This window comes from Lentzea waywayandensis (assembly GCF_900115955.1).
In the GTDB taxonomy this organism is placed as follows: Bacteria; Actinomycetota; Actinomycetes; order Mycobacteriales; family Pseudonocardiaceae; genus Lentzea; species Lentzea waywayandensis.
The window spans coordinates 21,730-46,561 of record NZ_FOYL01000017.1; the positions used below are offsets into that span (position 1 = coordinate 21,730).

General features: G+C 67.4%; 23 protein-coding genes. 11 read left to right on the top strand and 12 right to left on the bottom strand.

Annotated elements, in window-relative coordinates; translation table 11 throughout:
• Positions 1-173 precede the first annotated feature (173 nt).
• Genes BM417_RS41065 through BM417_RS41080 form a run of 4 tightly spaced genes read left to right on the top strand, consistent with a single transcriptional unit; the run spans position 174 to position 6,000 of the window.
• Positions 174-1,892: an NACHT domain-containing protein gene (locus tag BM417_RS41065; RefSeq protein ID WP_177320892.1), complete on the top strand. Its 1,719-nt coding sequence runs from the start codon at positions 174-176 to the stop codon at positions 1,890-1,892.
• Between the two features lie 21 nt (positions 1,893-1,913).
• Complete coding sequence (locus tag BM417_RS41070) at positions 1,914-3,185, top strand: CHAT domain-containing protein (protein WP_093605540.1); 1,272 nt, start codon at positions 1,914-1,916, stop codon at positions 3,183-3,185.
• Positions 3,182-4,852 carry a CHAT domain-containing protein gene (locus BM417_RS41075; RefSeq protein WP_093605541.1) on the top strand — a complete coding sequence of 557 codons (1,671 nt, stop codon included), beginning with the start codon at positions 3,182-3,184 and terminating at the stop codon, positions 4,850-4,852. The genes BM417_RS41070 and BM417_RS41075 overlap by 4 nt, the downstream gene beginning before the upstream one ends.
• A 2-nt stretch (positions 4,853-4,854) precedes the next feature.
• Positions 4,855-6,000, top strand: coding sequence for a lipase family protein (locus tag BM417_RS41080; protein ID WP_093605542.1), 1,146 nt, complete (start codon positions 4,855-4,857; stop codon positions 5,998-6,000).
• 95 nt (positions 6,001-6,095) lie between these two features.
• Here BM417_RS41080 and BM417_RS41085 read toward each other — a convergent pair whose 3' ends face one another.
• Both BM417_RS41085 and BM417_RS41090 read right to left on the bottom strand, forming a co-directional pair.
• Positions 6,096-6,347, bottom strand: coding sequence for a hypothetical protein (locus tag BM417_RS41085; RefSeq protein WP_093605543.1), 252 nt, complete (start codon positions 6,345-6,347; stop codon positions 6,096-6,098).
• A gap of 171 nt (positions 6,348-6,518) precedes the next feature.
• Entirely contained in the window at positions 6,519-7,979 is a 1,461-nt protein-coding gene (locus BM417_RS41090; RefSeq protein WP_245822661.1) for a recombinase family protein, read from the bottom strand.
• Between the two features lie 184 nt (positions 7,980-8,163).
• On the opposite strand from BM417_RS41090, the gene BM417_RS48235 reads away from it, so the two are divergent.
• Both BM417_RS48235 and BM417_RS41100 read left to right on the top strand, forming a co-directional pair.
• Positions 8,164-8,325: a hypothetical protein gene (locus BM417_RS48235; protein ID WP_177320893.1), complete on the top strand. Its 162-nt coding sequence runs from the start codon at positions 8,164-8,166 to the stop codon at positions 8,323-8,325.
• A 563-nt stretch (positions 8,326-8,888) separates the two neighbouring features.
• On the top strand, positions 8,889-9,089 hold the full coding sequence (locus BM417_RS41100) for a hypothetical protein (RefSeq protein WP_143139025.1): 201 nt from the start codon (positions 8,889-8,891) through the stop codon (positions 9,087-9,089).
• A 145-nt stretch (positions 9,090-9,234) separates the two neighbouring features.
• Here the strand turns inward: BM417_RS41100 and BM417_RS41105 are convergent, their stop codons facing one another.
• A complete protein-coding gene (locus tag BM417_RS41105) occupies positions 9,235-11,865 on the bottom strand; it encodes a hypothetical protein (RefSeq protein WP_093605547.1) in 2,631 nt (876 codons plus the stop codon).
• Positions 11,866-12,063: 198 nt separating this feature from the next.
• Positions 12,064-12,720 (bottom strand): hypothetical protein, encoded by a 657-nt coding sequence (locus tag BM417_RS47290; protein WP_143139026.1) that lies wholly within the window; start codon positions 12,718-12,720, stop codon positions 12,064-12,066.
• A 47-nt stretch (positions 12,721-12,767) separates the two neighbouring features.
• Here BM417_RS47290 and BM417_RS47295 point away from each other — a divergent pair, with 47 nt between their 5' ends.
• On the top strand, positions 12,768-13,037 hold the full coding sequence (locus BM417_RS47295; protein ID WP_143139027.1) for a hypothetical protein: 270 nt from the start codon (positions 12,768-12,770) through the stop codon (positions 13,035-13,037).
• A gap of 808 nt (positions 13,038-13,845) precedes the next feature.
• Complete coding sequence (locus BM417_RS48240; protein ID WP_177320894.1) at positions 13,846-14,010, top strand: hypothetical protein; 165 nt, start codon at positions 13,846-13,848, stop codon at positions 14,008-14,010.
• Here the strand turns inward: BM417_RS48240 and BM417_RS41115 are convergent.
• Complete coding sequence (locus tag BM417_RS41115; protein WP_093605549.1) at positions 14,001-14,504, bottom strand: monooxygenase family protein; 504 nt, start codon at positions 14,502-14,504, stop codon at positions 14,001-14,003. The two genes, BM417_RS48240 and BM417_RS41115, sit on opposite strands and share 10 nt — an antisense overlap.
• Positions 14,505-14,660: 156 nt before the next feature.
• On the opposite strand from BM417_RS41115, the gene BM417_RS41120 reads away from it, so the two are divergent.
• Together BM417_RS41120 and BM417_RS41125 are read left to right on the top strand one after the other, a co-directional pair.
• Positions 14,661-15,557 carry a bile acid:sodium symporter family protein gene (locus BM417_RS41120; protein WP_093605550.1) on the top strand — a complete coding sequence of 299 codons (897 nt, stop codon included), beginning with the start codon at positions 14,661-14,663 and terminating at the stop codon, positions 15,555-15,557.
• The gene (locus tag BM417_RS41125; RefSeq protein ID WP_093605551.1) at positions 15,554-18,679 is read left to right on the top strand and encodes an ATP-binding protein; all 3,126 of its coding nucleotides are present in this window, start codon (positions 15,554-15,556) and stop codon (positions 18,677-18,679) included. The genes BM417_RS41120 and BM417_RS41125 overlap by 4 nt, the downstream gene beginning before the upstream one ends.
• Here the strand turns inward: BM417_RS41125 and BM417_RS41130 are convergent.
• The 5 genes from BM417_RS41130 to BM417_RS48840 form a co-directional block, all read right to left on the bottom strand.
• The gene (locus BM417_RS41130; RefSeq protein WP_245822663.1) at positions 18,676-19,515 is read right to left on the bottom strand and encodes an MFS transporter; all 840 of its coding nucleotides are present in this window, start codon (positions 19,513-19,515) and stop codon (positions 18,676-18,678) included. The genes BM417_RS41125 and BM417_RS41130 overlap by 4 nt on opposite strands.
• Positions 19,428-19,901 carry a hypothetical protein gene (locus tag BM417_RS49580; RefSeq protein WP_245822665.1) on the bottom strand — a complete coding sequence of 158 codons (474 nt, stop codon included), beginning with the start codon at positions 19,899-19,901 and terminating at the stop codon, positions 19,428-19,430. Before BM417_RS49580 ends, BM417_RS41130 begins: the two co-directional genes overlap by 88 nt.
• Positions 19,902-19,912: 11 nt before the next feature.
• Positions 19,913-20,707 (bottom strand): alpha/beta fold hydrolase, encoded by a 795-nt coding sequence (locus BM417_RS41135; protein ID WP_093605552.1) that lies wholly within the window; start codon positions 20,705-20,707, stop codon positions 19,913-19,915.
• A 127-nt stretch (positions 20,708-20,834) separates the two neighbouring features.
• Entirely contained in the window at positions 20,835-21,353 is a 519-nt protein-coding gene (locus BM417_RS41140; protein WP_143139028.1) for a TetR/AcrR family transcriptional regulator, read from the bottom strand.
• Positions 21,354-21,410: 57 nt separating this feature from the next.
• Entirely contained in the window at positions 21,411-22,115 is a 705-nt protein-coding gene (locus BM417_RS48840; RefSeq protein ID WP_245822667.1) for a hypothetical protein, read from the bottom strand.
• Positions 22,116-22,446: 331 nt separating this feature from the next.
• On the opposite strand from BM417_RS48840, the gene BM417_RS41150 reads away from it, so the two are divergent.
• Positions 22,447-22,926 (top strand): class I SAM-dependent methyltransferase, encoded by a 480-nt coding sequence (locus BM417_RS41150; RefSeq protein ID WP_281251406.1) that lies wholly within the window; start codon positions 22,447-22,449, stop codon positions 22,924-22,926.
• Here the strand turns inward: BM417_RS41150 and BM417_RS41155 are convergent.
• Positions 22,913-23,158 (bottom strand): acyl carrier protein, encoded by a 246-nt coding sequence (locus tag BM417_RS41155; protein WP_093605555.1) that lies wholly within the window; start codon positions 23,156-23,158, stop codon positions 22,913-22,915. The two genes, BM417_RS41150 and BM417_RS41155, sit on opposite strands and share 14 nt — an antisense overlap.
• Positions 23,151-24,830, bottom strand: a complete 1,680-nt coding sequence (locus BM417_RS41160; RefSeq protein ID WP_093605556.1) for an HAD-IIIC family phosphatase — start codon at positions 24,828-24,830, stop codon at positions 23,151-23,153. Before BM417_RS41160 ends, BM417_RS41155 begins: the two co-directional genes overlap by 8 nt.
• Between the last annotated feature and the right edge of the window lie 2 nt (positions 24,831-24,832).

The following is a 24,832-nucleotide window of genomic DNA, read 5'->3' on the forward strand; positions in this document are numbered from 1 at the left end:
ACCTGGCGGTCCTGGTGTCGCTGTTCACCATCACCGCGATGCTTGTTTTCCGCTTCAGGTTGAATTCCGGGAGGGAGCCCTCCGTCTCTGAGTTGTGCGACGAACTCGCCGTCGTGCTGCGGGCACAGTGGCGTGCTGAGGAATCGGTCCGCCGGGTACACGATCCCGTGCCCATGCCAGTGATCTGGCGAACCGAGTCGCTCGAGTCCCCGTTGCAAGACCACTGGGTGAACGTCGTCGGGCGGGATCGACCGGTCGTTCCATCAGAACTCGACGGCGGCATCGACCGCGTGCACGAGGTCTTCGCACGGATCCCGACCGGACGGCTGGTCGTGCTCGGCAGGTCGGGCGCGGGCAAGTCGGTGCTCGCGACACGGCTGACCGTCGCTCTGCTGGATGCCCGGAAGCCCGGCGAGCGGGTGCCGGTGCTGCTGCCCGCCTCCACGTGGAATCCCCAGGCACAGCGGTTCCACGAGTGGATGGCGGTCCGGCTCGCGATCGAGCATCCCGCCCTGCGCGCCCGGCGAGGCAGCGCCGGGACCGTCGCGGACCAGCTGGTCGGGAACGGTCACGTCCTGCCCGTCCTCGACGGACTCGACGAGATCGCGCCCGAACTGCGGGATCTCGCGATCCGCCGGTGCAATGCGGACCTGCACGCCGGCGACCCGATCGTGGTGACCTGCAGGTCCCACGAGTACCAGGCGCTGGTCGACGCCGGCGATGTGCTCACTGGCGCGGCGGTGGTGGAGTTGCGGCCTCTCAGCGTGGACGCGCTGGCCCAGTATCTGCCGCGAACGACTCGCCGGGTGCGTGCGGCGACGGACCGGACCTCGTTGTGGGAGCCGGTGATCACCGCGCTGGCCGGGCTCGACGGCGGGCCGCTGCGCGAGGTCCTCGCCACGCCGTTGATGGCGTCGCTGGCTCGTGTGGCCTACAGCGAAACGCAGGCGGATCCGGTCGAACTGCTCGATCGGGCCCGATTCCCGACGGCCGAACGGCTGTCCGAACACCTGCTCGACGCACTCGTCCCGGCCACCCGACCTGAGTCGCCCGGAGATAGCGACCAGGAAACGCGCCGGTGGATCACGACCTTGGCGTCAATGCTGTCGCGCCGGGGCTCCCGCGAGTTCGCCTGGTGGGAGTTGCACCACGAAGCACCTCGTGCGGTGCGCGGCCTCGTCGCGGTGGCACTCGGCCTGTGCACCGGCTGGACGGTCGCGCTGATCGCCGGGATCGGCGTCGCGGTTGCCGCCGCGGTCCTGGTAGCGCCCCTCGCCTTCCTCGTCACGCTGCCCCAGCGGACCGAACCCGCCGAGGTGCGCCTTCGACTGCGCGGCACCCTGCTCGCTCTGCGGCTTCGTTTCACGCCGGCGCCGCGTCCGTCACGGGTCCTGCGTTCGGCGGGTCCGGTGGGCTGGACCGTCGCGGGCGGAGCGGTGATCGTCGCCCTGGGTGTGTCGGCCGGACCGCTCGGCCTGTTCTGGGCGATTGGCGGCGTCGTCCTCGCGGTTGTGCTCGACGCCTGGCTGGACGTGCCCAGCGACATCCGCAGGGCGCACGACCCGTGGACGCTGCTGCGAGCTGACCGGACCGCGGCGCTCATCCGCGGCACGTCCCGCGGCGTGGTGATCGGACTCGCGTCGAGTCCGGTGGTAGGACCTGGTGCCGCAGCCGCGCTGTTCAGCACCGTGGCGGCCGGGAGCATCCTGCACACCGCCTGGGGGAAGTTCGCCGTCGCCAGGGCCTATTTCGCGATGGCTGGTCGTTTCCCGCTCCGACTCAGAAAATTTCTCATCGAATCGCACAAACGGGGGATACTGCGCCGCGTCGGTCCCATGTACGAATTTCGCCATGCCAGCCTCCAGAACCGCTTGTCCGCCACCGCGGAATAGCAGCCGCGAAGGGCAACACGGGTGACCCAGGAACCGCTCGACGAGCTCGCGGCAGCCCGCGAGGAGTTCGACGAGGTCGTCCGGGAGATACAGCGGACACCCGAATTCCGAGACTTCTCCGTGCCGTCAGGATTCGACGTCATCGCCCCGGCCGGCGCCATCGACCCGCTCGTCTACCTGTCCACAACCGAGACCACCGGAGTGGCCCTGGTCGTTTTCGACGGCAAGGTGACGCCTGTCGACCTCCCGGTCAACTCCGCAGACCTGCGGTCGAAGGTGCACCACTACTTTCACGCCTACCAGGAAGCCCGTGCCGAACCACGAGCATCTCGCTGGGAGCAGGCGCTCGACGACGTGACGCGATGGCTCTGGGACAGCACGATGGGACCCGTGCTCGACGCCGTCGAAGGAGCGAGCAGCACCACCATCGTCACAGGCGGTCAGTTCGGACTGCTTCCCCTGCACGCCGCCTGGACACCGGACGACTCGACGCCGACCGGCCGGCTGCACGCGGTCGACCGAACCGCGATCTCCTATGCTGCGAAGGCACAGGCACACCGGGAGTGCATGCGGCGGGCGGCAACGATCACCGGCACGAGGCTGCTCGGCGTCGTGAACCCGAACCCGCACGAGCACAATGCGCTACCGGACACCGAGTGGGAGGCCGCAGCAGCGTCGGCCCGATTTCCGGGCGGAACGGTGCTGCGGCACGGCGACGCGAACCTGGAGCAGGTCGTCCGGCTGCTGAGCGACGCGCAGGTCCTTCACTTCGGTTGCCACGGCGTCGCCGAACTCGCCACACCTCTGCACAGCCACCTCCAGCTCAGCGGCCAGGACGTGCTGGCCCTGGCGCGCGTGTTGGACCTGAAGCTCTCGGCGAGGCTCGCAGTGCTGTCGGCGTGCGAGACCGCGTTGATCGGTCTCGACCTCCCGGACGAGGTCATCTCCCTGCCGACAGGACTGGTCCAGGCGGGCGTCGCGGGAGTGCTCGCCACGCTGTGGTCGGTGCGGCAACGGAGCTCGGCCGTTCACATGGTCGAGTTCTACCGCCGATGGACCGATGGGACACCACCCGCCGTCGCCTTGGCAGAGACCCAACGTTGGCTGCGGGACGTCACAGTCGGGGAGTTCAGCGGCAGCTGGGAGTCTGCGCTCGACGACGAAGCGGAGTGGCTGCCGGCGGAGTTCGGCGACCTCGTGCTCGGTGATCTTGTCGGTCGGCACGCGACTGCCGACGACCGGCCGTGGTCGGCGATCAGCGACTGGGCGGCGTTCACCATGACAGGGGCGTGAGCACGTCCGTGGATCCCGAACAGATGCACGGCCTCGTGGTGCTGCTCGAACGTGAACTCGACACCCTCGTTACGCCGCACGACGCCGCAGACTTTCGCGAACTGATCGCCGAGGCGTCGAAGCAGACCGGTACCGCCCGCATGCGCGCGTTGCGGCGCATCTTGTCCGACGGACGAGTCCAGCGGTGGGTACACGAGCACGCCCACCGGCCACCGTCCCGTGACATCTACAAGGCACGAGAAGGCGACCGGCCCGCACGGTTTCTGATGGCGGAGTGCCCAGCGGCCGTGCCTGTGGGCGAGACCTTCTCGCTCGATGTCAGCATCGGACCCCATTCCGGCACCGCGGAGCAGGTGCGCCCGTTCGCAGTGCCTCCCGGAGGCGCGGAGGTCGAGCTCACCGTGCAGACCAGCCCTCGCCGTGGGGTGCAACCGAGTCGAAGCAACGTGGCCAGCATGTTCGTCCCTGACGAGCAGGTGGCCGTGACGACGAAAATCGAGCTGCTGGCCACTGCGGAGGGCAACTGCGACCTGATCATCCGGGCGTATGTCGGAGGAACGCTGGTCCAAAGCCTGTCCATCGACGTCTATGTGCGCGCTGACGGACCGGTGACCGGAACCGCCCGGCAGCAGGCCGCGATCGCCGCCTTCGTCCACGATGCGCAGGGCCTCGCGCTCGAAATCGCCACCGACGACACCGGGTACTTCCTCCGCGTGTTCTCCGGACACGCGGAGAAACGGGAGGGCCGATGCCGTCTTGACCAGAACCTGCGCCGGCTCGTGCTCGGTGAGCTGGGAAAGCTCGCCCAGGCGAACAACGTCCGAGCCAACGCGTCCGCGCAGTTCAGGCAGACAGCGAATCTCGGCAGGAGGCTGTGGGACCACCTGGTGCCCGACGAGCTGCGCCGCGATCTTCTCGACGCACTCGGACGAACCGACACCCTCACCGTGCTGGGCGACAGCCAGGAATTCCCGTGGGAGCTCCTGTGCCCCGATGTAAACGACGACTCACCGTTCATCGTCCAGCGCATTCCGTTGATGCGGGTCGCGAGCGCCGTGTTGCCGGCAGGGCGGCTGAGTGTAGGGCGAGCGGCGTATGTCCTGCCGTCGAACCCACCCACGAACGCGGAGGCGGAACTCGCCGCCGTCCGGAACCTGCTCAAGCACCGTTCGCAGAACTTGGGCACGTACCGGACCTACGAGCCGTTGCACAGCCTGGTGAACGACAAACGGACCTACGACCTGCTGCACATCGCCGCGCACAACGCGAAGTCAACGGACGCGTGGGACCGCATCCATCTCGCTGACCTTGGCTTCACACCCTACGACGTGAACGAGAACAAGAACCTGGCGAACACCGACCGCCCTCTGGTGTTCTTCAACGCCTGCAACACTTCCGGCAGCCCGATCGACACCCTGAAGGGTTCCTGGGCCGGCGCGTTCCTGCAGGCCGGCGCCGGAGCGTTCGTCGGCACGAACTGGGCGGTGCGCTCCAGCACAGCCAGCCGGTTCGCCGAAGCGTTCTACGAGGCCCTCATCGCCCCTGACGCCACCCTCGGCACGGCGTCTCTGGCCGCACGATCCGCAACCAGGGACGGCCACGACCCGACGTGGCTCGCCTACGCCGTCTACGGCTCGGCACAGTCGAAACTCACCGAAAGCAGCTGAGAATGGCCACCCCCGTCTTCGTCCTACACGGCACATCGAACCGCACGGCGGACATCATCGAGGAGCGCGTGGCGAAGCTGTCCATCACGTGCGGAGGCAAATGGGAGCTGATCCCGGTCTACTGGGGCGACTTCGGCGCGCACGAGGAGTGGATCGAGCGCATCCTCCCGCAGCCCACTCAGCGCCGGTCCGAAGAGGTCCGCGGCGGTTACATCCCGGAAACCGACGACGATGACGTCGAGCAGTTCGCGCTCACGATCGCGCACGCGCTTGAGCCGGCGGACGACCAGCTGGACGAGCAGGAGCAGTTGCTCGCGATCGAGGCCGGCATCAGGGCGGCGCTAGGTGGCGACGCCGCCGACGCGGTCGCGGAGGCCACGGCAGACACCTGGACCGCGGATCGGTTCTGGTTGAACCAGGTCAGCGACCCGGCGCTGCTGCGCGCGATCGGGCGGTTGCTGGCCGAGGACACCGCCGAAGCGCTCGACGAGGTGGAACTGCGAGACAGGACGCGCGTGCGCGAGATCGTGCGCCAGCGCATGCAGTCCCTTGACGAGCTGGTCGGGGACGCGCTGAAGAGCTTCGCAAGCAACGTCAACCACATGATCCGCACAAAGCTCGCTCCCGCGGTGGTACGCAACTTCGGCGACGTCATCGTTTACCAGCGGAGGTGGCGTGAGATCCACGACCGGGTGCGGGAGGTCATCGCAGCGGTCGATCCCCTCCTCGGCACGGACTCGACCCACCGAGTACACCTCATCGGCCACAGTCTCGGCGCCACCATCGCACTCGACCTCGCCACCGGCGCCATGGCCCCGGAATCGCCCCCGTTGTGGACGGCCTCCGTCATCACGTTCGGCTCGCCGTGGCCGCTCTTCCAACTCTGTGACCCGCGGCGTCCGGCACTCGCGGCGATCGGCGGCGACGAAGTCGTGCGTCTTCCTGAAACCCTGAACCGCTGGACGAACCTCTGGGAGCCTTCCGATCCGCTGTCGTTCCTCGCCGCGAACGTCTTCCGGATGCACGACGGCACCCCACCGATGGACGTCGAGGTACCGCACAGGTACACAAAAGGAGCCAACACCCACTCGATCTACTGGGATGCGGCCGAACTGGTCACGGCAATGGACCGCTTGTTCACCACCTGACTGCCTGTGGGGGTGCCAAACACGGCTTGATAGGCGTGACCTGCTCATCAAGCCGCCGCGCACTCTGTGCGTGCTGAAAATTACGTCCGCACAAGTCAAGCGGCATGCCGATTACTCGTGACGGACTCCACCGAGACGGTCCCGTCGAAGTATCGCGAGGCGTTCGATCCGGTCAAGTCCAAGGGGCTGGTGCCTGGCACGCAAGGGTGCTGCGGCAGCGAGCAATCGGTGGTGCGGTGCTCGTTGTAGTGCCGCTCGTACTCACGCAACGCCTGGCGCAGATGGGCCCGGTTCCAGATCAGCGCGCGGTCGAACACGTCGCCGCGAAAGTTCTTGCTCCAGTCCATACAGATCAGCCCGAAAGATTGATTAGTGTCGACTGGCCCTCTATACTAAGTTCGAGCTATCCAATAGCGCATGAACACACGAACTGCGCACGCTTGCTACACGTGGGGGGTCAAGTCCCCCCACGGACATTCTCTTACCCCACGGGATTCACCAGAATCCCGTGGGGTAATTCATATTTCGACCACTTTCACGTCAGCGCGCCAATCCAACGCGAGCGCCGGCTGAACTGGACGACGAGCAGGTTCCATGGTTTTCAGCATTAGCGGTGCGGGTCGAATTTCAAGACGGTGGTCGTCATAGTGAATCTGCAGGCGTTGCTCGCGGACTTGATCGACTAACTCCTCGCCCACACCTTCCTCTACGGGCCCAGCGGTCCGCGCCAGTAGATGTGACAGCGCCTCGAGCAGATGGTCTTCTCGGACGTAGAGGTTCCGTGGTTCGCCGTCGGAACGTCGCTTGGCGCTGGTGAATCCATGCCTGCATCGATAGCCCGCTCGCCCGTGAACCCAGTGCCCGTCCATCCGACGGCTACACAGCCCGCACACGACGAGCCCCGCCAGCAGGTAGCGCCGTACCTCGCCGTCCTTTGCAGGCTGCGCCACCCTTAAGCCCTGAACGGCGACGAACGTCTCGTCATCCACGAGTGGTTCGTGCACGATCCGTTCGGAGACCTCCCACTCACTGACCGGATTCCACCGCAGCACACCTGAACCGCGGCCGCCGGGACGGCCTCCAGGCCCGTGACCCGTTGTGCTGCTCCGGTTCCACACCTGCCGGCCGGTGTAGCGCGGATTCTCCAGAATCATCGCCACCGTCCGCACGATCCACCGCTCCCCCGACCTATGCGCATTCCGCCCAGGATCCGCACCCGACGGACACACCACCCCACGCTCATTCAGTTCACGCGCCAACGACGCCACTGTCCGCCCGCGCGCACGCTCGGCGAACACCCACCGCACCCACGGCGCCGTCACCGGATCCGGCGCCAACACCTGCACCCGCCGACCCCACCGCCCATGCACCGGATTCGGATGCCGACCACCATCAACAAGCGGATACCCATACGGCGGACGACCACCCAGAAACCGACCCTGCAACCGCGTCTGAGACCGCATCGCCGCCAACACCCGCTGCCGAGCCCGCGCCACCTCACGCTGCGCCTGCGCACCCAGCAACACCATCAGAGCCTCGTGCACAGGGCTGCCGAGTTCCACTGGGCCGCCGGCTTCCGGCAGCCATACCTCGACGCCCAGTAAGTTCAGCCGAGCCACGACCTGCCGAAACTGATCACCGTGAAACGCACGCTCGTACTCACCGACTACCACTGCGTCAAAGTCGCGATCAGGGCCCGCGGCAGCCGCCAGCAACGCCGCCGCCTCCGGACGATCCAGCCACGACCACCGCCGCGACACACCCACATCAAAGAACTCCGCGACAACCGAGCCGACACCCTCGATCAACTCATCCGACACGGCGCGCTGCCACGCCCGCGACGTCTGCACATCCTGAAACGTGCTCGTCGACACCCGCCCGTAAAACGCAAAGCGCAGACCAGGCACCTCAGACGGCGCCACTGGACGACGACGTCCCGTCAACGCGGCAACCAGTTCGGCGTTCGTCAACGTGGCCACAGTCAGCTCCCTCGGTCAAAACCGAGACCCAGCTGCCAAAGGCATCGTGACGACGTCCTGTCCATCTCCACCCGAACAGACCAAGAGCGAGCCGTACCAACCTCGGGCCAGCTCCCCATTACGGCAGCCAACTCTGATGTCATCTAACGGTGCAGCAGACCCAAAAGCCGTCACACTGACGGCGTTGGCACACCTTCGCCTCGCCACCGGTGACCCGCTACGCGCCATCGACTCCGCGAACTCCGCGTTGATGATCCACCAGCCCGCGAACAACGTGCTCTACACCGTCAAAACCCAGCTAACCCTCGCGAAGGCCTACCTGGCGATCACTCGCTTCACCGAATGAAACCACTACGCAACCAGCGCGCTCGATCTCGCACGCAGGGCCAACAACACGGCAACAGCCTTGGCTCGCCGCACGCTTCGACAGTCGCACGACTGCTGGACGCGGACTAGTGGCGGCGTCGCGGTTCAAACCCCGCGCACGCCCGGTCCCATGCAGCCAGGTCACTGGCAGTCGACCGGGACAAGACCGGCTGGCGCCCGGTGTGCGCCGGCAGCCTCGCCGCGTTCGTCAAGTCCCGCAGCGACAGTTTCTTCTCGCTGCGGAGCTGGCCGAGCGCGCCAGCCAGCTGGTCCAGGGTGTTGACGTCCGCCGGATCCATGCTCGTCCTCTCTGCCCTGCCAAGCTGTCCGGCGAAGCTCACCGAACAGCTTCCGGACGCCGTACTAACGGCCCTCTCCAGCGCTTCGCTTCCAGGTGACAAGCCGTTGCACCGATCTGCCGAGCGGTAGCTGTCCGGACGCGTACGGAGCCCATGCCGGACAGCGCCTAGGGCTGATCAGCTACATGCGGCGAGCACGGATCGGCCTGGCTCGCGTCCCACTTTGGAGAACAGGAACACGATCATGTGGACGCCGTTGATCACGCTGATTTCGCTGGTGTTGATAAGCACGGCCGCCGTTGCGGCGGCGGTAGCGCTCGCGACTACCGATCGCGAGCGCTCCGAACGTGCAGTGGCACTACTCAAGATCGTTCTGGGCGCGATCCTCGGTGGCGGCGGGGTGCTCGCCGCAGCGACCCGCCTGCACCAGGCCGGGCTGTTGTGACCCCGACGACGTGGATACGCACCTCCGCCTTTGTGGCCAGCGATGTCAACAAAGGCGCCTTATAGAACATTCGACTCTCTACTTTCCGAATCCAGAACGAGCCCTTGCAGGCTAGGAGTTGCGGATGGCCGCCAGTGCATTTTGTCTAGTCGGCCAGGTCGGAGCGTCGGCGTAGCGTGGTGGCTTCCAGTTCCAGCCAATTGAGTCGAACTTGCACTGGTCGTCGTGCGGCGCTGCGTGACAAGCGTGCCTGCGCGAGACGCAGAGCCTGTACCGCTCCTTTGGTTCCGGCCGTCACCTCCCGTCCCAACTCCGCATGCAGTCCTTGACTGGCTAGCAAATTTGACAGTTGGCTGGCGGCGTATATATCGCCCCGATCAGCGCGGCTGCGTAGCCATTGGATTGCGTCCTCAACCTGCCCCTTGTCGGTCATTAGGTCCACCATTTTGCTGGCGGCGTATATATCGCCTTTGTCAGCGCGGGTGCGCAGCTCTTGCACCTGCTCTTGCTTCGCCAGCACGTACGCCAAGTGGAAGGCCGCGACCTTGCCGTCGTTGTCGGCGCGGGTGCGCAGGAACTGAGCTGCGTCATCGAACTGGCCCAGGTTAATGAGCAGCGTCGCCAAGCAGTTGGCGGCGTCTTCGTCCCCGCTGTCGGCGCGGATACGTAGCTCCTGCACCTGGCCCTGCTCCCGCAGCAGGTCCGCCAGCCGAGCGGCGGCCTGCTTGTCGCCGTTGTCGGCGCGGGTGCGTAGTTCCTGCACCTGGCCCTGCTCCTGCAGCAGGTAAGCCACCTTGTGCGCGATATTGTTGCCTGTATGGGTGCGCAGGATCTGGAGTGCGTCGTCGACCTGCTCCTGCTCGAACAGCGAGCTCGCCAGGCGGTAGGCGGCGTGCTCGTCGCCGCTGTCGGCGCGGATACGTAGATCCTGCACTTGGCCCTGCTCCCGCAGCAGGTCCGCCAGCCGAGCGGCGGCGTGCTCGTCGCCGTTGTCGGCACGGGTGCGTAGCTCCTGCGCGTTCTCGTGCTCAAACAGCAGGTTGGCCAGTCGGAATGCGGCGTTTTCGTCGCCGTTGTCAGCGCGAGTGCGCAGAATCTGCAATGCGTCGCCGACCTGCCCCGCCCCTGTCAGCAGCTCGACCAATCGCTCGGCGGTGTATCCGTCACTGTCGGCGTGAACGCGCAGCACTTGAACTGCGTCGTCAATCTCCTCGCGATCGGCCAACAGGTCCGCCAGCACCCAGGTGACGTAAGTGTCCCTGTCAGCGTGAGGGCGTAGCACTCGAACTGCGCCGTCCACGTCTCCGATGTCGGTCTTTAGCTGTGCCAACTCGACTGCGGCGTTCCGGTCGCCTCTGCCGATGAGGTTCTCAAGCAGGGCGACGGATTCGTGCTCTCGGCCGCGGCGTTGGGCGTTATCTGCTAGCCGTTTGGTGTCGTCGGGATGGTGGTGGTGAACCAGGGCGTGCCAAGCGGCGTCAGGTAGGGGTTCGACGCGTCGGACGCGTAGGGCGTGCTGATGCAGGTAGTCGGCTACTCGGAATCCAGCGGTACATCCCATGCCAGCAGACACTGGCGCCAGGGCGGCGGTGGCGCCGCGCAGAAGCGTTGTGGCGTCCTCCAGAGCGGCGTCGAGCCAGTCAGAGGGTGCTGTGGCGATCTGCCGGTCGTTGAGGTAGCCGGGTACGGCAACGGCGAGGTAATCGCGGGTCAGGGGTGCGTGGGCACCGACGCGGCGGGCGTCAAGTGCGGCGGTGATGACGGCGTGGGAGTAGGCGGGAGCATGTTCCCAATGGCGGATCAGCTCAGGGCCGGCTGCCATCACCTGCGTGAAACCGGCGTCCGGCGTGTCGAGCGCGACTCGAATCCTACGGTCGGTATCGGCGAGTTCCTCCGCTCGGCGGAGCTCGTCGGCGCTGAACACATCAGAGACGTGCAGCATGTCGGCGAGGTCAAGCAGTCGCCGGTCATTGGCGTAGGGGTCCGGCTGACCTAGTGCTGGCAGTGCCGTGCGCTTGCGGTACTCGTCGGGCCAGCATGTCGCCACCAGAACCGTGCCTGCTTCCAGCAGTCCGCGGATCTGCCCCGCAGGCACGCCGACAGGGTGGTCGAGGTAGTCCTGCAGCTCGTCTAGCCAGACGACGATCCGATCCGTTGACTGGGAGGAAAGTTCCCGCAGTTCAGCGGCATTCGCTGGATGCAGTAGCCATCTGTCCGGTAGCACCGTCCGTACTGCCTCGAACAGCGCACGGGACTTTCCGGCAGAGGACTCCCCGACGAGCAACAAGAAGCCGCCCAGCCGGGAGGCAGCCATAAGCCTGGCGCGCACATCGGTGTCGAGATCGCGCTGCACATACAGGGGCAGCTCGTCCCCGCGATCGCGCTCCGTCCGGTCCCGTCCTTTGGTTTGCTCGACCTGGATCGCTGCATGCACTCCGAGCAGCCGCGGCCGCGCATCCCGAACCCGCACCGCACCCGGCAAGCACCGCTGGTGCTGGTGGACGACCCGCTCGAGCGCCAGGAGCCACGGGCGCTGCGCGTCCCCGTGAACTCCACACGCACCCAGAAACGACGTCATCGTCTCCACCTCGGGCACCGACTTGCCTTTCAGTAGGTCCCCGGCCGTCGAGTGCGGCAGGGCTGGCCGCCGTCCTTGGTTCTCCGGCAGCTTCGCCGCAGCGCTCGATAGCCCCCTCAGAGACAGCGCTAGGTCGCGGCGAAGCTGATCAAGCGCGCAGGCCAGCTGTTCCAGCGTGCTGATGTCCGACGGATCCATGCCGCTCCTCGTTGTCCTGCCGAGCGGTCCTACGAAGTTCACCCGACACTGCCTGACACCGTATCGACGAACCAGTCTTGTACGTAGTTCCGAGCGCCATCAGTTACCGCGATTCCAACTAGACCAAGGTGACCAATGCGGTGTCCCTTCAGAGCGCGGTTCGAAACCGAAGAAATCGAGTCGCATGGTGGTGATGGGCTAACTCTTGCCCTTCGCATCCTCGGGGGTCACAAGCGCCAGCTCACGTTTTACCTCAGATATGAATTGCGCTCGAACAGCTTTCAGTCTCTTGAGCGCAGGCAAGAACCGTGCAGCCATCCGGCCCCAGTCAACCTTTTCCTCACCTTCGTCGCTATCTTTGCGAGGCGGAGGACGGGGAGGGATGTACAGGCTGTACCGCACAGCTCCACACTCGGATACGAGGTTATCTGCCGTGCTCACCAATCGCCCACCGGCAAGCAGCTCGATCGCAACCGCTGCTTCGCGTACTGCCGACAGCCTCACAGACAGCTCCGAGCTGAAGTTGGGATCCTTAAAGCAAGTCATAATGTCGTAGGGAAGATCTTGATCACCCTCAGGCGGCAACAGATACACGAGTTCATCGACGGAAGTGACAAAATTCCTATAGACCTCGAACCGCTGACTCCGCCACTCAATTCGAGCATCGTGCGCTTGCCGCAGCTCCTCACGAGCTCGCTCAATTTCGTTTCGCTCTTGTTCACGCTCACGTTCACGCCGCCACCTCAAATCTTCCCGCTCTAGTTCACGCTTCCATCGGCGGTCCTCTCGCCAGGCGTTGATCAACTGTCCGCTGATAATTCCGACAATGCCCAGTACGGCAACGACTACGGGCACCCAGACCGAAACTTGTCCTGGCGGCACGGCAAGACCGTACCCGCTACATGGTGGTGATCGTCCTGACTACCACCAAATTCACGCTGTCGCCTGAACAATGGGTGACCCGCCTCGCCCGGCGGCACAACAAGCAACTCCCCGAACTCGAACTGCCGGACGCCTACTACGAAGGCGAACAGTCGCTGTCGTACATGCACCCCGAGCTGTTGCGGCGCTTGGACTCCCGCCTGCGGTCGGTGGTCATCAACTGGCCCCCAACTCATTGTGGACTCGTTGGACGAACGCTCGGACGTCACCAGCTTCCGGCTGGGCGGTGAGGCGGCGACCGATCGGGAGCTGTGGCACATCTGGCAGGCCAACCACCTGGACCTGTACTCCGAGCAAGCGCACGTGAACGCCCTCGCCCTTGGCCGCTCCTACACCTGTACGTGCCGAAAACTACGTCCATGCAGGTCAAGGCACATGGCGATACTCGTGGATGACGCAGTCGAGAAGATCACGTCGGTCTATCATGCGGCGTTCGATCTGAGCAGGTTCGCCAGGCTGAGGTCGGCCCCGCGAGGGTGCCGCCTCGGCGAGCGATCGGCGGGCTCGGTGCTCGCCGTAGTACCGCTCGTACTCACGCAGCGCCTAGCGCAGATGGGCCTGATTCCAGATAAGCGGGCGGCCGGAGAGGTCACCGCGAAAGTTCTTACTCCAGTCGATACAGATCAGCCCGAAAGATTGATTAGTGTCGACTGGCCCTCTATACTAGGTTCGAGCTATTCAATAGCGCATGAACACACGAACTGCGCAAGCTTGCTACATATGGGGACTCAAGTCTCCCTCGGACATTCTCTTACCCCACGGGATTCCTCGGGATCCCGTGGGGTAATTCATATTTCGACCGCTTTCGTGACATCACACCATTCCAACGCGAGAATCGACTGGACTGAGCGATGGGCAGGTTCCATGGTTTTCACAACCTGTGAGGCGGGTCGAAGTTTCACTCGCTGACCGTCGTATTCGATTTGCAAACGTTGCTCGTAGAGTTGATCAACCAGCCCCGCGAGCACGTCCTCCTCCACAGGTCCAGCTGGCCGCTCGAGTAGGCCTGGGAGCGCTTCAAACAGGTGATCTTCACGGATGACCGTCCTGAACTCGAAGCGGATCGTGAACGTCGAGGCGCTGCTGGACTGCCCGGAACTGGCGAGCATCAGGTTCCTCAACTGCGGCAACCCGTTCAGGACTAACGGCAAGGCGCTGTTCGGGTCCAGGGGCTTCGCCGAGCTGGACATCGACTACTCGTAGAGGTCCTTCTCGCTCAGGACCGGGGTGTTGTCGTAGGTGCGTCCCAGGCGTTCCGCCGACCCGAACATGGGGCCTCTGGCGCGCTGGATCCCGGCGAAGCGGGCGAACCCGATCGGCTTGGGCACGTCGTCGTAGACGGCCTCCATGCCGCCCTTGGCCGAGTACGTCTCGTGCCAGAAGCCGGTGCCGCCCGAGTCCTTGAGGAAGTCCAGCCACCACTGCCGGTGCGGCTGCGAACGGGCGAAGTCGAGCAGCGAGGGCAGGTCGCGCCAGTACTGACGCATGCCCATGTTCATCGGGAAGACCGAGTAGTACACGGGTTCGTGCAGCAGCAGGCCGTCCGGCGCGTCCGCGACCGACTGGCTGATCTTGCGGCCGAAGCTGAAGAAGGTGCGGATGCCGTACAGCTGGTTCACCCGCATGCCGAGGTACAGGACGACCAGGTCTGGATACGCGGACAGGTCGACGGTCTGCCGGGTCACTCTGGTTGGCATCCGGGGCTCCTTGGGTCGAGTCGCGTGTGGACTTGTTCGACGGTACGAATGTGCTCTTGACGGGCAGTGAACGGCAACCCGCGCTTAGTGAATTACGACTTCCACGACGGTGCGACGGTGTCTTGACCGGCCACGGCGGGACGGAGAAAATTCGCCATGGACTCCCCCTGGCTCCTGGCCAGCCTGCCTTTCGCGCTCGGTGTCGTCATGTTCGGTCTGGGACTGGCGCTCACCGTGGACGACTTCCGGCTGGTCGGCCGGCACCCGAAGGCGGTTGTGGTCGCGCTGGCGTGCCAGGTCCTGCTGCTGCCCGCCGTCTGCTTCGGACTGGTGCTCGCGTTCCGGCTGCCGGCGGAGCTCGCGGTCGGGATGATGCTGCTCTCGGCGTCGCCGGGTGGTCCCACGGCCAACCTCTACAGCCACCTGTTCGGCGGGCACGTCGCCCTCAACGTCACGCTCACGGCCGTCAACTCGGTGCTGGTGGTGGTCACCATGCCGATCGTGGTGAACCTGTCGGCCGGGTACTTCCTGGCCGGTGACGCCGACGTCGGGCTGCCGTTCGGCAAGGTGGTGCAGGTCTTCGCGATCGTGCTCGTGCCGGTCGCGGTCGGGATGCTCGTGCGCGCGCGAGCACCGCATTTGGCGCAGTGGCTCAACAAGCCGGTGCGGGTGCTGTCGGTCGTGGTGCTGGTTGTGGTCATCGCCGCGGTGGTCTACGGGGTGCGCAACGACCTCGCGGGTTACTTCGTCGCGGTCGGCCTGGCCGTGCTGGTCTTCAACGTCGTGAGCATGCTGATCGGCTACGGCGTGCCGCGCCTCACCGGCGTCGAGCACCGTGCGGCCGTCGCGGCCGGGTTCGAGATCGGCATCCACAACACCGCGTTCGCCATCACCGTCGCGCTGAGCCCAGGGCTGTTGAACAGCGCCGAGATGGCCATCCCCGGCACGGCGTACGGCATCGTCATGTTCTTCACGGCGGCCGCGTTCGGCTGGGTGATCACCCGCCGCCGCGCTCAGGTTCGCGGTGCGCGCACGCCGGTCGAACCCGCATGAGCCCGCGCCTGCACATCCTCGGCCCGCTGCGGGTGTGGCGCGACGGTGCCGAGGTCGACGCCGGGCCACGGCAGCAGGCCTATCTGCTCGCCCTGCTGCTGGTCCGCGCGGGCAGGCCGGTCACGACGAGCGAGCTGATCGGCCTGGTCTGGGGCGACGATGCCCCGACGAGCGCGCTCAACGTCATCCACAAGTACGTCGGCGCGTTGCGGCGGCTGCTCGAACCCGCGAACCCCGCCAGGAGTCCCGGTTCGTACCTGCACCGCCGTGGCAACGCGTACCTCTTCACCGCCGGCCCTGACACGCTGGACCTCGTCGCCTTCCGGGAACTCGTCGACACCGCCAAGGCGGCCCAGGCGCGGAGTCAGCACGAAGCGGCGCTGGAGCACTACGTGGAGGCGCTCGGCCTGTGGCAGGGCCCTGCGGGGGACGGACTCGCCCACGGACCGACGGCGATGGCGATCTTCGCCGCCCTGGACGACGAGTTCCGCGCTGCCTGCGAGGCCGCGGCCGACCTGGCCGTGTCATTGCGCCGGCCGGAACGGGTGCTCCCGGCGTTGCAGCTGGCCGCGAAGACGGCACCGTTCCACGAACCCGTGCAGGCCGGTCTCATCTCCCTGCTCGGTTCCGCCGGACGGCAGGCGGAGGCGCTGTCGGCGTTCCGCGAACTCCGCGCCCGCCTGGCCGACGAGCTCGGCATCGACCCCGGCCCCGCATTGCAGGACGCCTACCTGCGGGTGCTGACGCAGTCCCCCGCGCCAGAGCCGGACCCGGACAGCGCACCCGTGCGCGGCGCCGATCTCGTTGGCAGGACCGAGGAACTCGCTGCGCTGCGGCAGGCCGTGGAGGCGGCGTTCACCGGACGCACCGGGCTAGCCGTCGTGGAGGGCGAACCAGGCGTGGGCAAGACCCGCCTTCTGGAGGAGGCCGCCGCAGACGCGAACCGGCGTGGCGCGCTCGTCGTCTGGGCGTCCTGCCTGGAAGGCGACGGGGCTCCCTCGATGTGGCCGTGGGAACAGGCCCTCACCACGGTCCTCGACAGCCTGCCCGCACCCGCGCGGGAGAAGTGGCTAGGCGGTGAGCTCGGTGGCCTCCTCGAGGAGCGGGACGACCACGCGGCACCGGCGGCGTCCGGGAGCCGTGCCCAGTTCCGCCTGTTCGAGCAGGTCGTCACCGTCGTCGGGCAGGCTGTGGGCCAACGGCCCGTGGTGCTCATCATCGACGACCTGCAGTGGGCCGACACCGCCTCACTGCACCTGTTCGGCCATCTGGCGACCCGGTTGCCCGCCGGTGCCGCGATCATCGGCGCACTTCGCGACCGCGCACCGTCCCCCGGTTCCGACCTGTCCCGGGTGCTGGCCGCCGCCAGCCGGCTGCCCGGCCACCGGAGGTTCCGGCTCGGCCCTCTCGACCTGACCGCCGTGACCGAGCTCGTGCGGCGCGAGACCGGCCGTGAGCCCGGTGCGGACATCGCCCGCACCATCCACTCCCGCACCGCAGGCAACCCGTTCTTCGTCCGTGAGCTGTCAAGGCTCCTCAGCGACAGCGGCGCGCTGGGGGACGCCTCGGCCGGGGTGCCGTCCACCGTGCGGGACGTGGTCCGCGACCGCATGGCAGGCCTTGATGACCACACCCGCGACCTACTGCGGATCGCCGCACTCATCGGCCGTGACGTCGAGCTGGACCTGCTCGCCCGTGCCGCCGCCCTCGACCTGACGGAGTGCCTCGAACTCCTCGAACCGTTGCGCGCACTCGGTCTGCTCGAACCGACGGCGGACCCGTTCTCGTTGCGCTTCGCCCACGACCTGGTCCGCGAGTCGATCACGGAGACAACGGCGCGGCAGCAGGCGATGCGGCTGCACCTGCGTATCGCGGACGCCCTGGAGGACCAGCACGCCGACGAGTCCATCACCGAACGCCTCGCGTACCACCTGCAGGCCGCTGGCCCCCTCGCCGACCCGGTGCGCACCGCCGAGGCGTTGAAACGCGCCGGTCGTCGCGCAACGGCCAAACTCGCGTTCGCGGCCGCCGACCGGCACCTGCAGTCGGCCGCCCAGATCGCCCGAACGGCCGGGCTCCCGGAACTGGAGCTCTCCGCCCTGTCGCTGCTCGCCATCGCACCACGCCGGCAGGCCGGATACGGCGGCACCACGTTCGACCTGCTCGAACGGGCGGAACTCCTGGCGCGCCAACTGAGCCGGGACGTGGAGGCCGCCGGACTGCTGTTCGCCCGCCTGTTCGGGGCCTACACCTTCCTGGAGTGGGACCGCGAACGCCTCGTCCGCCGGTTGCGCGAGCAGGGTGAGGCGTCCTCCGACCCGGTCGTGCGGGTGTACGGCAGGCAGGCGTGGGGCCTGCACCAGTGGGACGTCGGGAACATCGGCGAGGCACACCGGTGCTTCGAGGCGAACAACCCGGCCGTGCTCGACGGCGTCGTCTCCGCGCACAGCGACACGCCGATCCGGCGGGACGTCTCGGGTGAGTGGCCCGGCTGGCGTGCCGTCGTGACCGCTTTGCACGGTGACGTGGAGAAGGCCCGGACCATGATCGACCAGTGGAACGGGCCCGACGACCCGTACGCGGTCGCGACCTGGGCCTACTACCTCACGATCATCGGTGCCACGGCCGGTGACGCGGACCTGGTGATCCGCACGGTCGAACGCTGGATCGCCGTGGGCACCGGCCGCGCCGCCGTGCAGCAGGAGCACTACGTCCGGCTGAACTGGTGCTGGGCCCGCGCCCTCACCGGCGACGACCCGGCCGGGGTCGCGGCGGAGGCCGAGGAGCTCCTCGCCGCGTCGCTGGCCGACCCGCCTCGGTGGGGTGTCGCGTTCCACAATGGACTGGTCGCCGAGATGTGGCTGACCGCCGGGAAGTTGGACTACGCGGACATCGCGCTCGACCGGGCGGACAAGGCGTTGGAGGCCAACGGCCAGCGCTACGCCGAGGGACTGGTGCGGCTGCTGCGGGCGCGCCTGCTGCACGCCCGTGGTGAGCCCGTCGACGTCGTACGGGCCGCGGCCGAGGAGGCCCGCGCGTTCTCCGCCGGTCGTGAGGCCCACCTGTTCGCCCGCCGTGCGCAGGAGTTCCTGGCCGGGCTCGACCGTGCGGCGATCTCCTAACGCGATGGCCTTGTTCGGCCGATGGTCACCGCGTACAGGGCCAGGCCGGCGGCGGTGAAGACGAAGCCGGCCCAGACGGTCGACAGGGTGCCCCAGCCGGCGCCGAGGGTGATCGCGCCGCCGATCGCGCCCAGCGAGTTGGCCAGGTTGAGCGCGGCCAGGTTCAGGGCGCCCATCAGGGTCGGGGCGTCCGGGGCGAGGCTGGTCAGCCGAACCTGGATGGTGGGGATCGCGAACATCATGGTCGCGCCGACGCCGAACAGGCAGGGCAACAGGATCACCAGGTCGTCGCCGGCCACGCCGATGATCACCAACAGCACCAGGACGCTGCCGTAGCCGTACGTCAGCCCGCGGTGCGCGTACCGGTCGGCGACCCGTCCGCCGAGGTGGTTGCCCACCGCCATGCCGATGCCGAACACGGCGAGCGCGACCGGGATGAGCGCGGCATCGCTGCGGGCGGCGTCGGTGACGAACGGGCCGATGAACGTGTAGACGGCGAAGATGCTGGAGATGCCAAGCGCCGCGACGACGACCATCACCCAGACGTCCTTGCTGCGCAGGGCGCCCAGCTCGTTCGTGACGGACCCGCCGCGCAGGTCGCCGGTGCGTGGCAGCCAGGCGACGAGTGCGGCGCCGGCGAGCAGACCGATGGCGGCCACGGTCCAGTACATGACCCGCCATCCGGCGTTCTGGCCGATGAACGTGCCCAGCGGCGATCCGAGGATCGTGGCGACCGTGAGCCCGCCCATCACGGTGGCGAAGGCCTTGCCGCCCTTGCCCGGCCCGTACACGTACGCGGCGACAACGGCCCCTGCGCCGAAGAACGCACCCTGCACACTGCCGCTGACGAACCGGCAGACGACGAGCAGCGCGATGTTCGGTGCCAGCGCGGAAGACCGTTGCCGATCAGGAACAGCACGACCAGACCGAGCAGCAGCGCACGCCGGTTGACCCCGGCGGCGAGCAGGGTGATCGCCGGGGAGCCGATCACCACGCCGAACGCGTAGGCGGTGATCGCGTACGTCGCGACCGGGATCGACACGTCCAGATCGGACGCCAGGAGCTGGATGACGCCGTTGCTGCCGAACTCGCCGGTGCCGATCGCGAAAGTGCCCAGTGCCAACGCGAACAGCGCCAGCTTCGGGTTGCGGATGGGTGACCTCGCGACGGTGTGCCGCTTCTCTTCGACAGCGCACTGGCCCACGTAGGCGTGCTGATGCATCGTCCCGTCCTTCAGCGCGCGGCGCGTTCGATGAGCTCGGCCGTCGCGGCGGGTTGCGAAATCATCGCGACGTGCGAGGCGTTGACCTCCACGGTGCGTGCGCTGGCCCGTTGCGCCACAAACCGTTGCGCCGCAGCGGGAAAGACGTTGTCCTTGCGGGCGACGAGGTACCAGGAGGGAATGGTCTTCCAGGCCGGCACACCGGACGGCTCCCCCAGCGCGCGCACGTCGACCGGCCGCTGGCCCGCCTGCATCACGTCGGTGGTCGCCTTGGGCAGGTCGCCGGCGAACACGTCGCGGAACACCTCTCTCTTGATGTACGCGTCGGCGCTCACACCGTTGGGACGGAAGTCCAAAGCAGTCTCGTCGACCTTGCTCCCCGGGTATCTCGTCTGCAGGTCCTGCAACGACTCGCGCTGGTCGGGTGCGAAGGCGGCCACGTACACGAGGGCCTTGACGTTCGTGTTGCCGGTGGCGGCGTTCGTGATCACGTTGCCGCCGTAGGAATGCGCGGCGAGGACGAGCGGACCGCCGAGGGTGGCGAGGACGGTCGCCAGGTAGGCGGCGTCGGAGGCCACGCCGCGCAACGGGATCGCCGGGGCGATGACCGGATAACCGTCCCGGATCAGGCGCGCGGCGACGGCGTTCCAGCCGGAGGCGTCGGCGAACGCGCCGTGCACGAGCACCACCGTGGGCTTGCGCGTGCCGCCGGGCGTGGGATGTGCCTGTGCCGCCGACGTTCCGACAGCTGCTGCGGCGGCGACCGCGGCGGATCCGGCCAGCAGGCTTCGGCGAGATGTGGTCATTGGAGTGCTCCGTCCAGTGTGCTCGGCAGTGATCGCGGCTCAGTGTGGAACCGCGTACTGGACGAACAGTGAACGAAACCGGCGGCCCAGTTCCTTCGATGTCAAGTGCACTGACCTGCCACGGCCCTCAGTTCGCTGGCCACCCGGCGATCGCGGTGAACATCCGGCGGCAGCGGGCGAGCATGTCCGCCACGGTGTGGTCGGGGTGCGCGAGCCACCAGCGCACCAGCGCGGACAGGACGCTCAGCCAGACCTCCGTGGCCGCGGTGATGTCGTCGGCGTCGGTGAGGCCGTGGGCCAGCGCGCCTTCACGCACGCCGGTGATCGCCGGCGCGGCGACCAGACGTCGTTGTGCGCGAAGGGCGACGGCCGCAGCGGTGCCGGGCGGGACCGTGGTGTCGTAGAGCAGCGACCAGTCGTGCGGGCGCGGGGCCAGCGCGGTGAACACGGCCTCCAGCACGGTGAAGGCCGCGTCGAGACCTGGTGTGACGTCGACGAGCGCCTCTTCGACGTGGGTCACGATGTTGCTGCGCGCACGGGTCAGGCAGGCAGCGAACAGGTCGTCCTTGGAGCCGAAGTAGCTGTGGACGAGCGGCTTGGTGATGCCGGCCGCGGCGGCGACGTCCGACAGCGTGTGGGGTGCCAAAACCAGGCTTGGCGGTCTGACCTGTGCCTCAGGCCGCCGCAGGTTCGTACTCGTTGATCAAGCCGCCGAGTACTCGCCGACGACGAACGGCCCTACAGCCTGATTCTGTGAGCGGGTAATCGGGTCGTGGTGGGGCGTGGTGCCACGCTCTGTGTGGCCGTCGGTGGTTGTAATGGGCACCGACTTCAGGTGATGCTCGTTGATGATGAGCAGTCGGTCGGTGAGCTCTCGCCTTACGGTGCCAACGAACCGCTCGGCGTAGCAGTTGGCCCGTGGACATCGCGGCGGAATCTTCACGACGTCGATGCCGGCGTCAGCGAGAACAGAATCGAACGACGCCGCGAACTGGCCCGCCCTGTCACGAACCAGGAAGCGAAAGTCGGTCGCCCGATCGTCAAGCGCCATAAGGAGGTTGCGAGCCTGCTGAGTGGTCCACAGCCCGTCAGGGTTAGAGGTGGTCCCGAGGATGTGGACGTAGCGGGTGCCGACCTCCATCACGAAGAACACGTACACCCGCTTCAACGTGACGACGCAGTCGACGTGGAAGAAGTCGCACGCCAGCATGCTCGCCGCCTGAGCACGCAGAAACCGCCGCCACGACGTGTCGGAGTCCCGAGTCGGCGAAGGCGGTATCCGAAGCCGCTTGAGCACACGGCGAACAGTCGACGCCGCCGTCCGGTGGCCGAGCTTGAGCAGCTCACCTTGGATGCGGCGGTAACCCCAGCCTGTGTTCTCCCGCGCCATACGCTCGATCAACGCCACGACGGTCTCATCGACCCGCGGTCGCCCAGCCCGGTTCGGGTAGGTCCACTTCTTCGCGACCAACCGCCGATGCCACCGCAACACAGTGCCCGGAGACACCAACCGGTGCTCCCGCAGCCAGCGAGGTAGTCGCCGCACCAACGCGGCCAGCACAGCGCGGTCAGCCCGGTCCAACCGCGGACGACCATGAGTACGGCGCAACACCGCGACCTCATGCCGCAACACCAACAACTCGACGTCCTTGGCCGCCGAGGACCGGCCGAGCAGAACCAGCCAGCCACCTAGCTTGGCGAAGATGAGGTACAGCAGTCGCAGTGCCACGTCCACGATCATGCCGACCGGACAACAGGGGCCCGACCGCCGCAGCTCAACGCATGTGTGCAGAGTTCTGGCACCCCACAGGCCGGACGCGAAGGTGGTCGGAGTCGACCCGGTCAACGGGATGCTCACCATGGCGAAGGCACTGGTTCCCACCGCGGTCCTGCACCGGTCCACCGCCGAGCGGCTGCCGGTCGACACCGGCGCGATCGATCTCGTGCTCAGCACGACGTCCTTCGGGCACTGGTCCGACCAGGCCGCGGGCCTGGCTGAAGTGGCCCGTGTCCTCGGCGACGGCGGCCGGTGTCACATCGCCGAGCTGAAGCCGGCCCGGCTGTTCCGACGCATGTTCTTCCGGCTGCCGGAGTTCCGCACGCCGGAGCAGATGCGCCTGCTCGTCGAGGGTGCGGGCCTCGTGTGCGACGAGGCCACGACGTTCGGGAACAACATCGTGCTGACCGTGGCGACGACGAGGACCGTCAGGCGGATCTGAGCCGCTCCTCGGCGATCACGCCGGCCAGTTCCGCCACCGTCTCGGTGGCCAGGAAGCGCCGCAGGTCGAGCCGCACGCCCCAGTGCGGCTCGACCCTGGCCAGCAACCGCAACGCGGCCATGCTCCCCCACTCGGCCAGCTGCTCGAACCGGGACGAGCCGGTCACCTCGTGCGGCCGGGTGCCCGACACCTCCGCGACCAGCGGGACGAGGTCCGTCAGCACGTCAGACATCGGCGTTCTCCCCCTCTGTCACAGTCGCCCAGGCAGGCCGCAGGGCGGGCGGCGGACGCAACGGCAAGGTGTGGCCGGACGGCACACGAGGGGTGAACCCCGCCGACGGGTAGAACGCCCCGGCGGGCTGGTTGCGTTCTGTGGCAACAAAAGCGGCGTCCAGCCGTTCGGCACCGGCGGCGATCGCACGGTCCACGACGGCCTGCAGTGCGGTGTGCTCGACGCCGCGGGAGAACACCCGGCAGCTGAGCACGAAGTTGTCCACCGTCCACGCCTCTTCTCCGCAGCTGACCCAGATCCCGCCGACCACACCTTCGTCGCCGAACCGATCGGACACGGAGATGGTGAGCAACAACCGATCAGAAGACGCCGAGTACGCACGGGTCTCCGCCTCGGCGTGCGCACCGCGCACCATCACGAACTGGTTCGTGCGCAACGACAACTGCACCAGCCTGGGCAGGTCGTACACGGTGGCCTCGCGCACGGACACCACGAGCCGCAAGCCGTTCAGGTACTCCTCGGGCGAGCTGAACGCGGCTGAGTCGTGCCGCTCACGCCGTGCCCGGTACAGGTCGGTGCGCGATCGGTCCGTCTCGGTCGTCTCCAGCACGGCGAAGTGGTCGTCGGCGAACAGCAGGCCGCTGAAGCCGGCCGGGTCTCCGTCCAGCGGCACGACCCGCACCGCGGGCAGGGCCTCGCGCACCAGCTCACGTTCGAACCTGCTGTCGTCGGCGAAGACGAGCGAATCCAGCCCGACGTTCAGCTCGGCCGCCAGCTCACGCAGATTGGCGTCCTTGGGGCGCCAGTTCACCGCCCGCACCACGAGGTCCGGCGCCCGCAGCACCATGCCGGGGTGCTCCGCCAGCACCTGGTCCACGACCGCCGCGGAGTTCTTGCTGGCCAACGCGAGCAGGACCCCTTGGCGTCGCAGAGCCAACGCCCGTCGCTGCAGATCCACGTGCGCGTTGCCGGGGTACGACGAACCCAGCTCGATCCCGGCAACGCCGTCGTCACCCACGACGCCGCCCCACAGCGTGTTGTCACCGTCCAGCACGAGCACCTTCGCCGACAACCCCGCCACCGCACGGCAGAACACCGCCGCTTCTCTCGCGTAAGCCTGTTCCGCCACCGCACTCCACGCCATGCTCGCGTACCGGTACAACCGTTCGTCACGAACCGGCCCGGCCTCATCAGCCAGCAACGCCTCGAAGTCGAGCACGTGCACCGACGGATGTCGTTCCGCGAGCTCCAGCAGCTCCGAGTTCAGCCGTCGCCACAACCGGCCCAGCGTCGCCCGCCCCCGGTACGACACGACGGTGCGCTGCTCCACTCTCGACAGCGGCACGGTGTGCAGCAGTACCGTTCCCCGCCCGGCGACCGCGGACTCCAGCGATGCCAGCCGCGCGCGCACCGCATCGTCCAGCTCGTCCAGCCGCGTCGGATCCCAGGAAGCCGGGAGGAACGCGCCGTCGTGCACCAGCACGAGGGTCGCGTCGGGGGCGAACCCGGAGAGCCCGGAGTCCGGCGCGGTCAGCTCCGTCTCGACCTGGCCGAAGGGGCACAGGTGCAGTTCCGACGTGATGCCCGCGCGTTCCAGAGCGGACCGCAGCAGCGGCACCACACCGTCGGCGGTGAACGTCGCCGCCACCGCGACTCGCAACGGCCGTCTCATCC

Excerpts from the sequence above, each read along its gene's own strand:
- BM417_RS41065 (WP_177320892.1), top strand. The coding sequence starts at position 174 with ATGCCAGTGATCTGGCGAACCGAGTCGCTCGAGTCCCCGTTGCAAGAC.
- BM417_RS41080 (WP_093605542.1), top strand. The coding sequence starts at position 4,855 with ATGGCCACCCCCGTCTTCGTCCTACACGGCACATCGAACCGCACGGCG.
- BM417_RS41085 (WP_093605543.1), bottom strand. The coding sequence starts at position 6,347 with ATGGACTGGAGCAAGAACTTTCGCGGCGACGTGTTCGACCGCGCGCTG.
- BM417_RS41100 (WP_143139025.1), top strand. The coding sequence starts at position 8,889 with ATGTGGACGCCGTTGATCACGCTGATTTCGCTGGTGTTGATAAGCACG.
- BM417_RS41105 (WP_093605547.1), bottom strand. The coding sequence starts at position 11,865 with ATGGATCCGTCGGACATCAGCACGCTGGAACAGCTGGCCTGCGCGCTT.
- BM417_RS47295 (WP_143139027.1), top strand. The coding sequence starts at position 12,768 with ATGGTGGTGATCGTCCTGACTACCACCAAATTCACGCTGTCGCCTGAA.
- BM417_RS48240 (WP_177320894.1), top strand. The coding sequence starts at position 13,846 with ATGACCGTCCTGAACTCGAAGCGGATCGTGAACGTCGAGGCGCTGCTG.
- BM417_RS41115 (WP_093605549.1), bottom strand. The coding sequence starts at position 14,504 with ATGCCAACCAGAGTGACCCGGCAGACCGTCGACCTGTCCGCGTATCCA.
- BM417_RS41120 (WP_093605550.1), top strand. The coding sequence starts at position 14,661 with ATGGACTCCCCCTGGCTCCTGGCCAGCCTGCCTTTCGCGCTCGGTGTC.
- BM417_RS41125 (WP_093605551.1), top strand. The coding sequence starts at position 15,554 with ATGAGCCCGCGCCTGCACATCCTCGGCCCGCTGCGGGTGTGGCGCGAC.
- BM417_RS49580 (WP_245822665.1), bottom strand. The coding sequence starts at position 19,901 with ATGCATCAGCACGCCTACGTGGGCCAGTGCGCTGTCGAAGAGAAGCGG.
- BM417_RS41135 (WP_093605552.1), bottom strand. The coding sequence starts at position 20,707 with ATGACCACATCTCGCCGAAGCCTGCTGGCCGGATCCGCCGCGGTCGCC.
- BM417_RS41150 (WP_281251406.1), top strand. The coding sequence starts at position 22,447 with ATGCCGACCGGACAACAGGGGCCCGACCGCCGCAGCTCAACGCATGTG.
- BM417_RS41155 (WP_093605555.1), bottom strand. The coding sequence starts at position 23,158 with ATGTCTGACGTGCTGACGGACCTCGTCCCGCTGGTCGCGGAGGTGTCG.
- BM417_RS41160 (WP_093605556.1), bottom strand. The coding sequence starts at position 24,830 with ATGAGACGGCCGTTGCGAGTCGCGGTGGCGGCGACGTTCACCGCCGAC.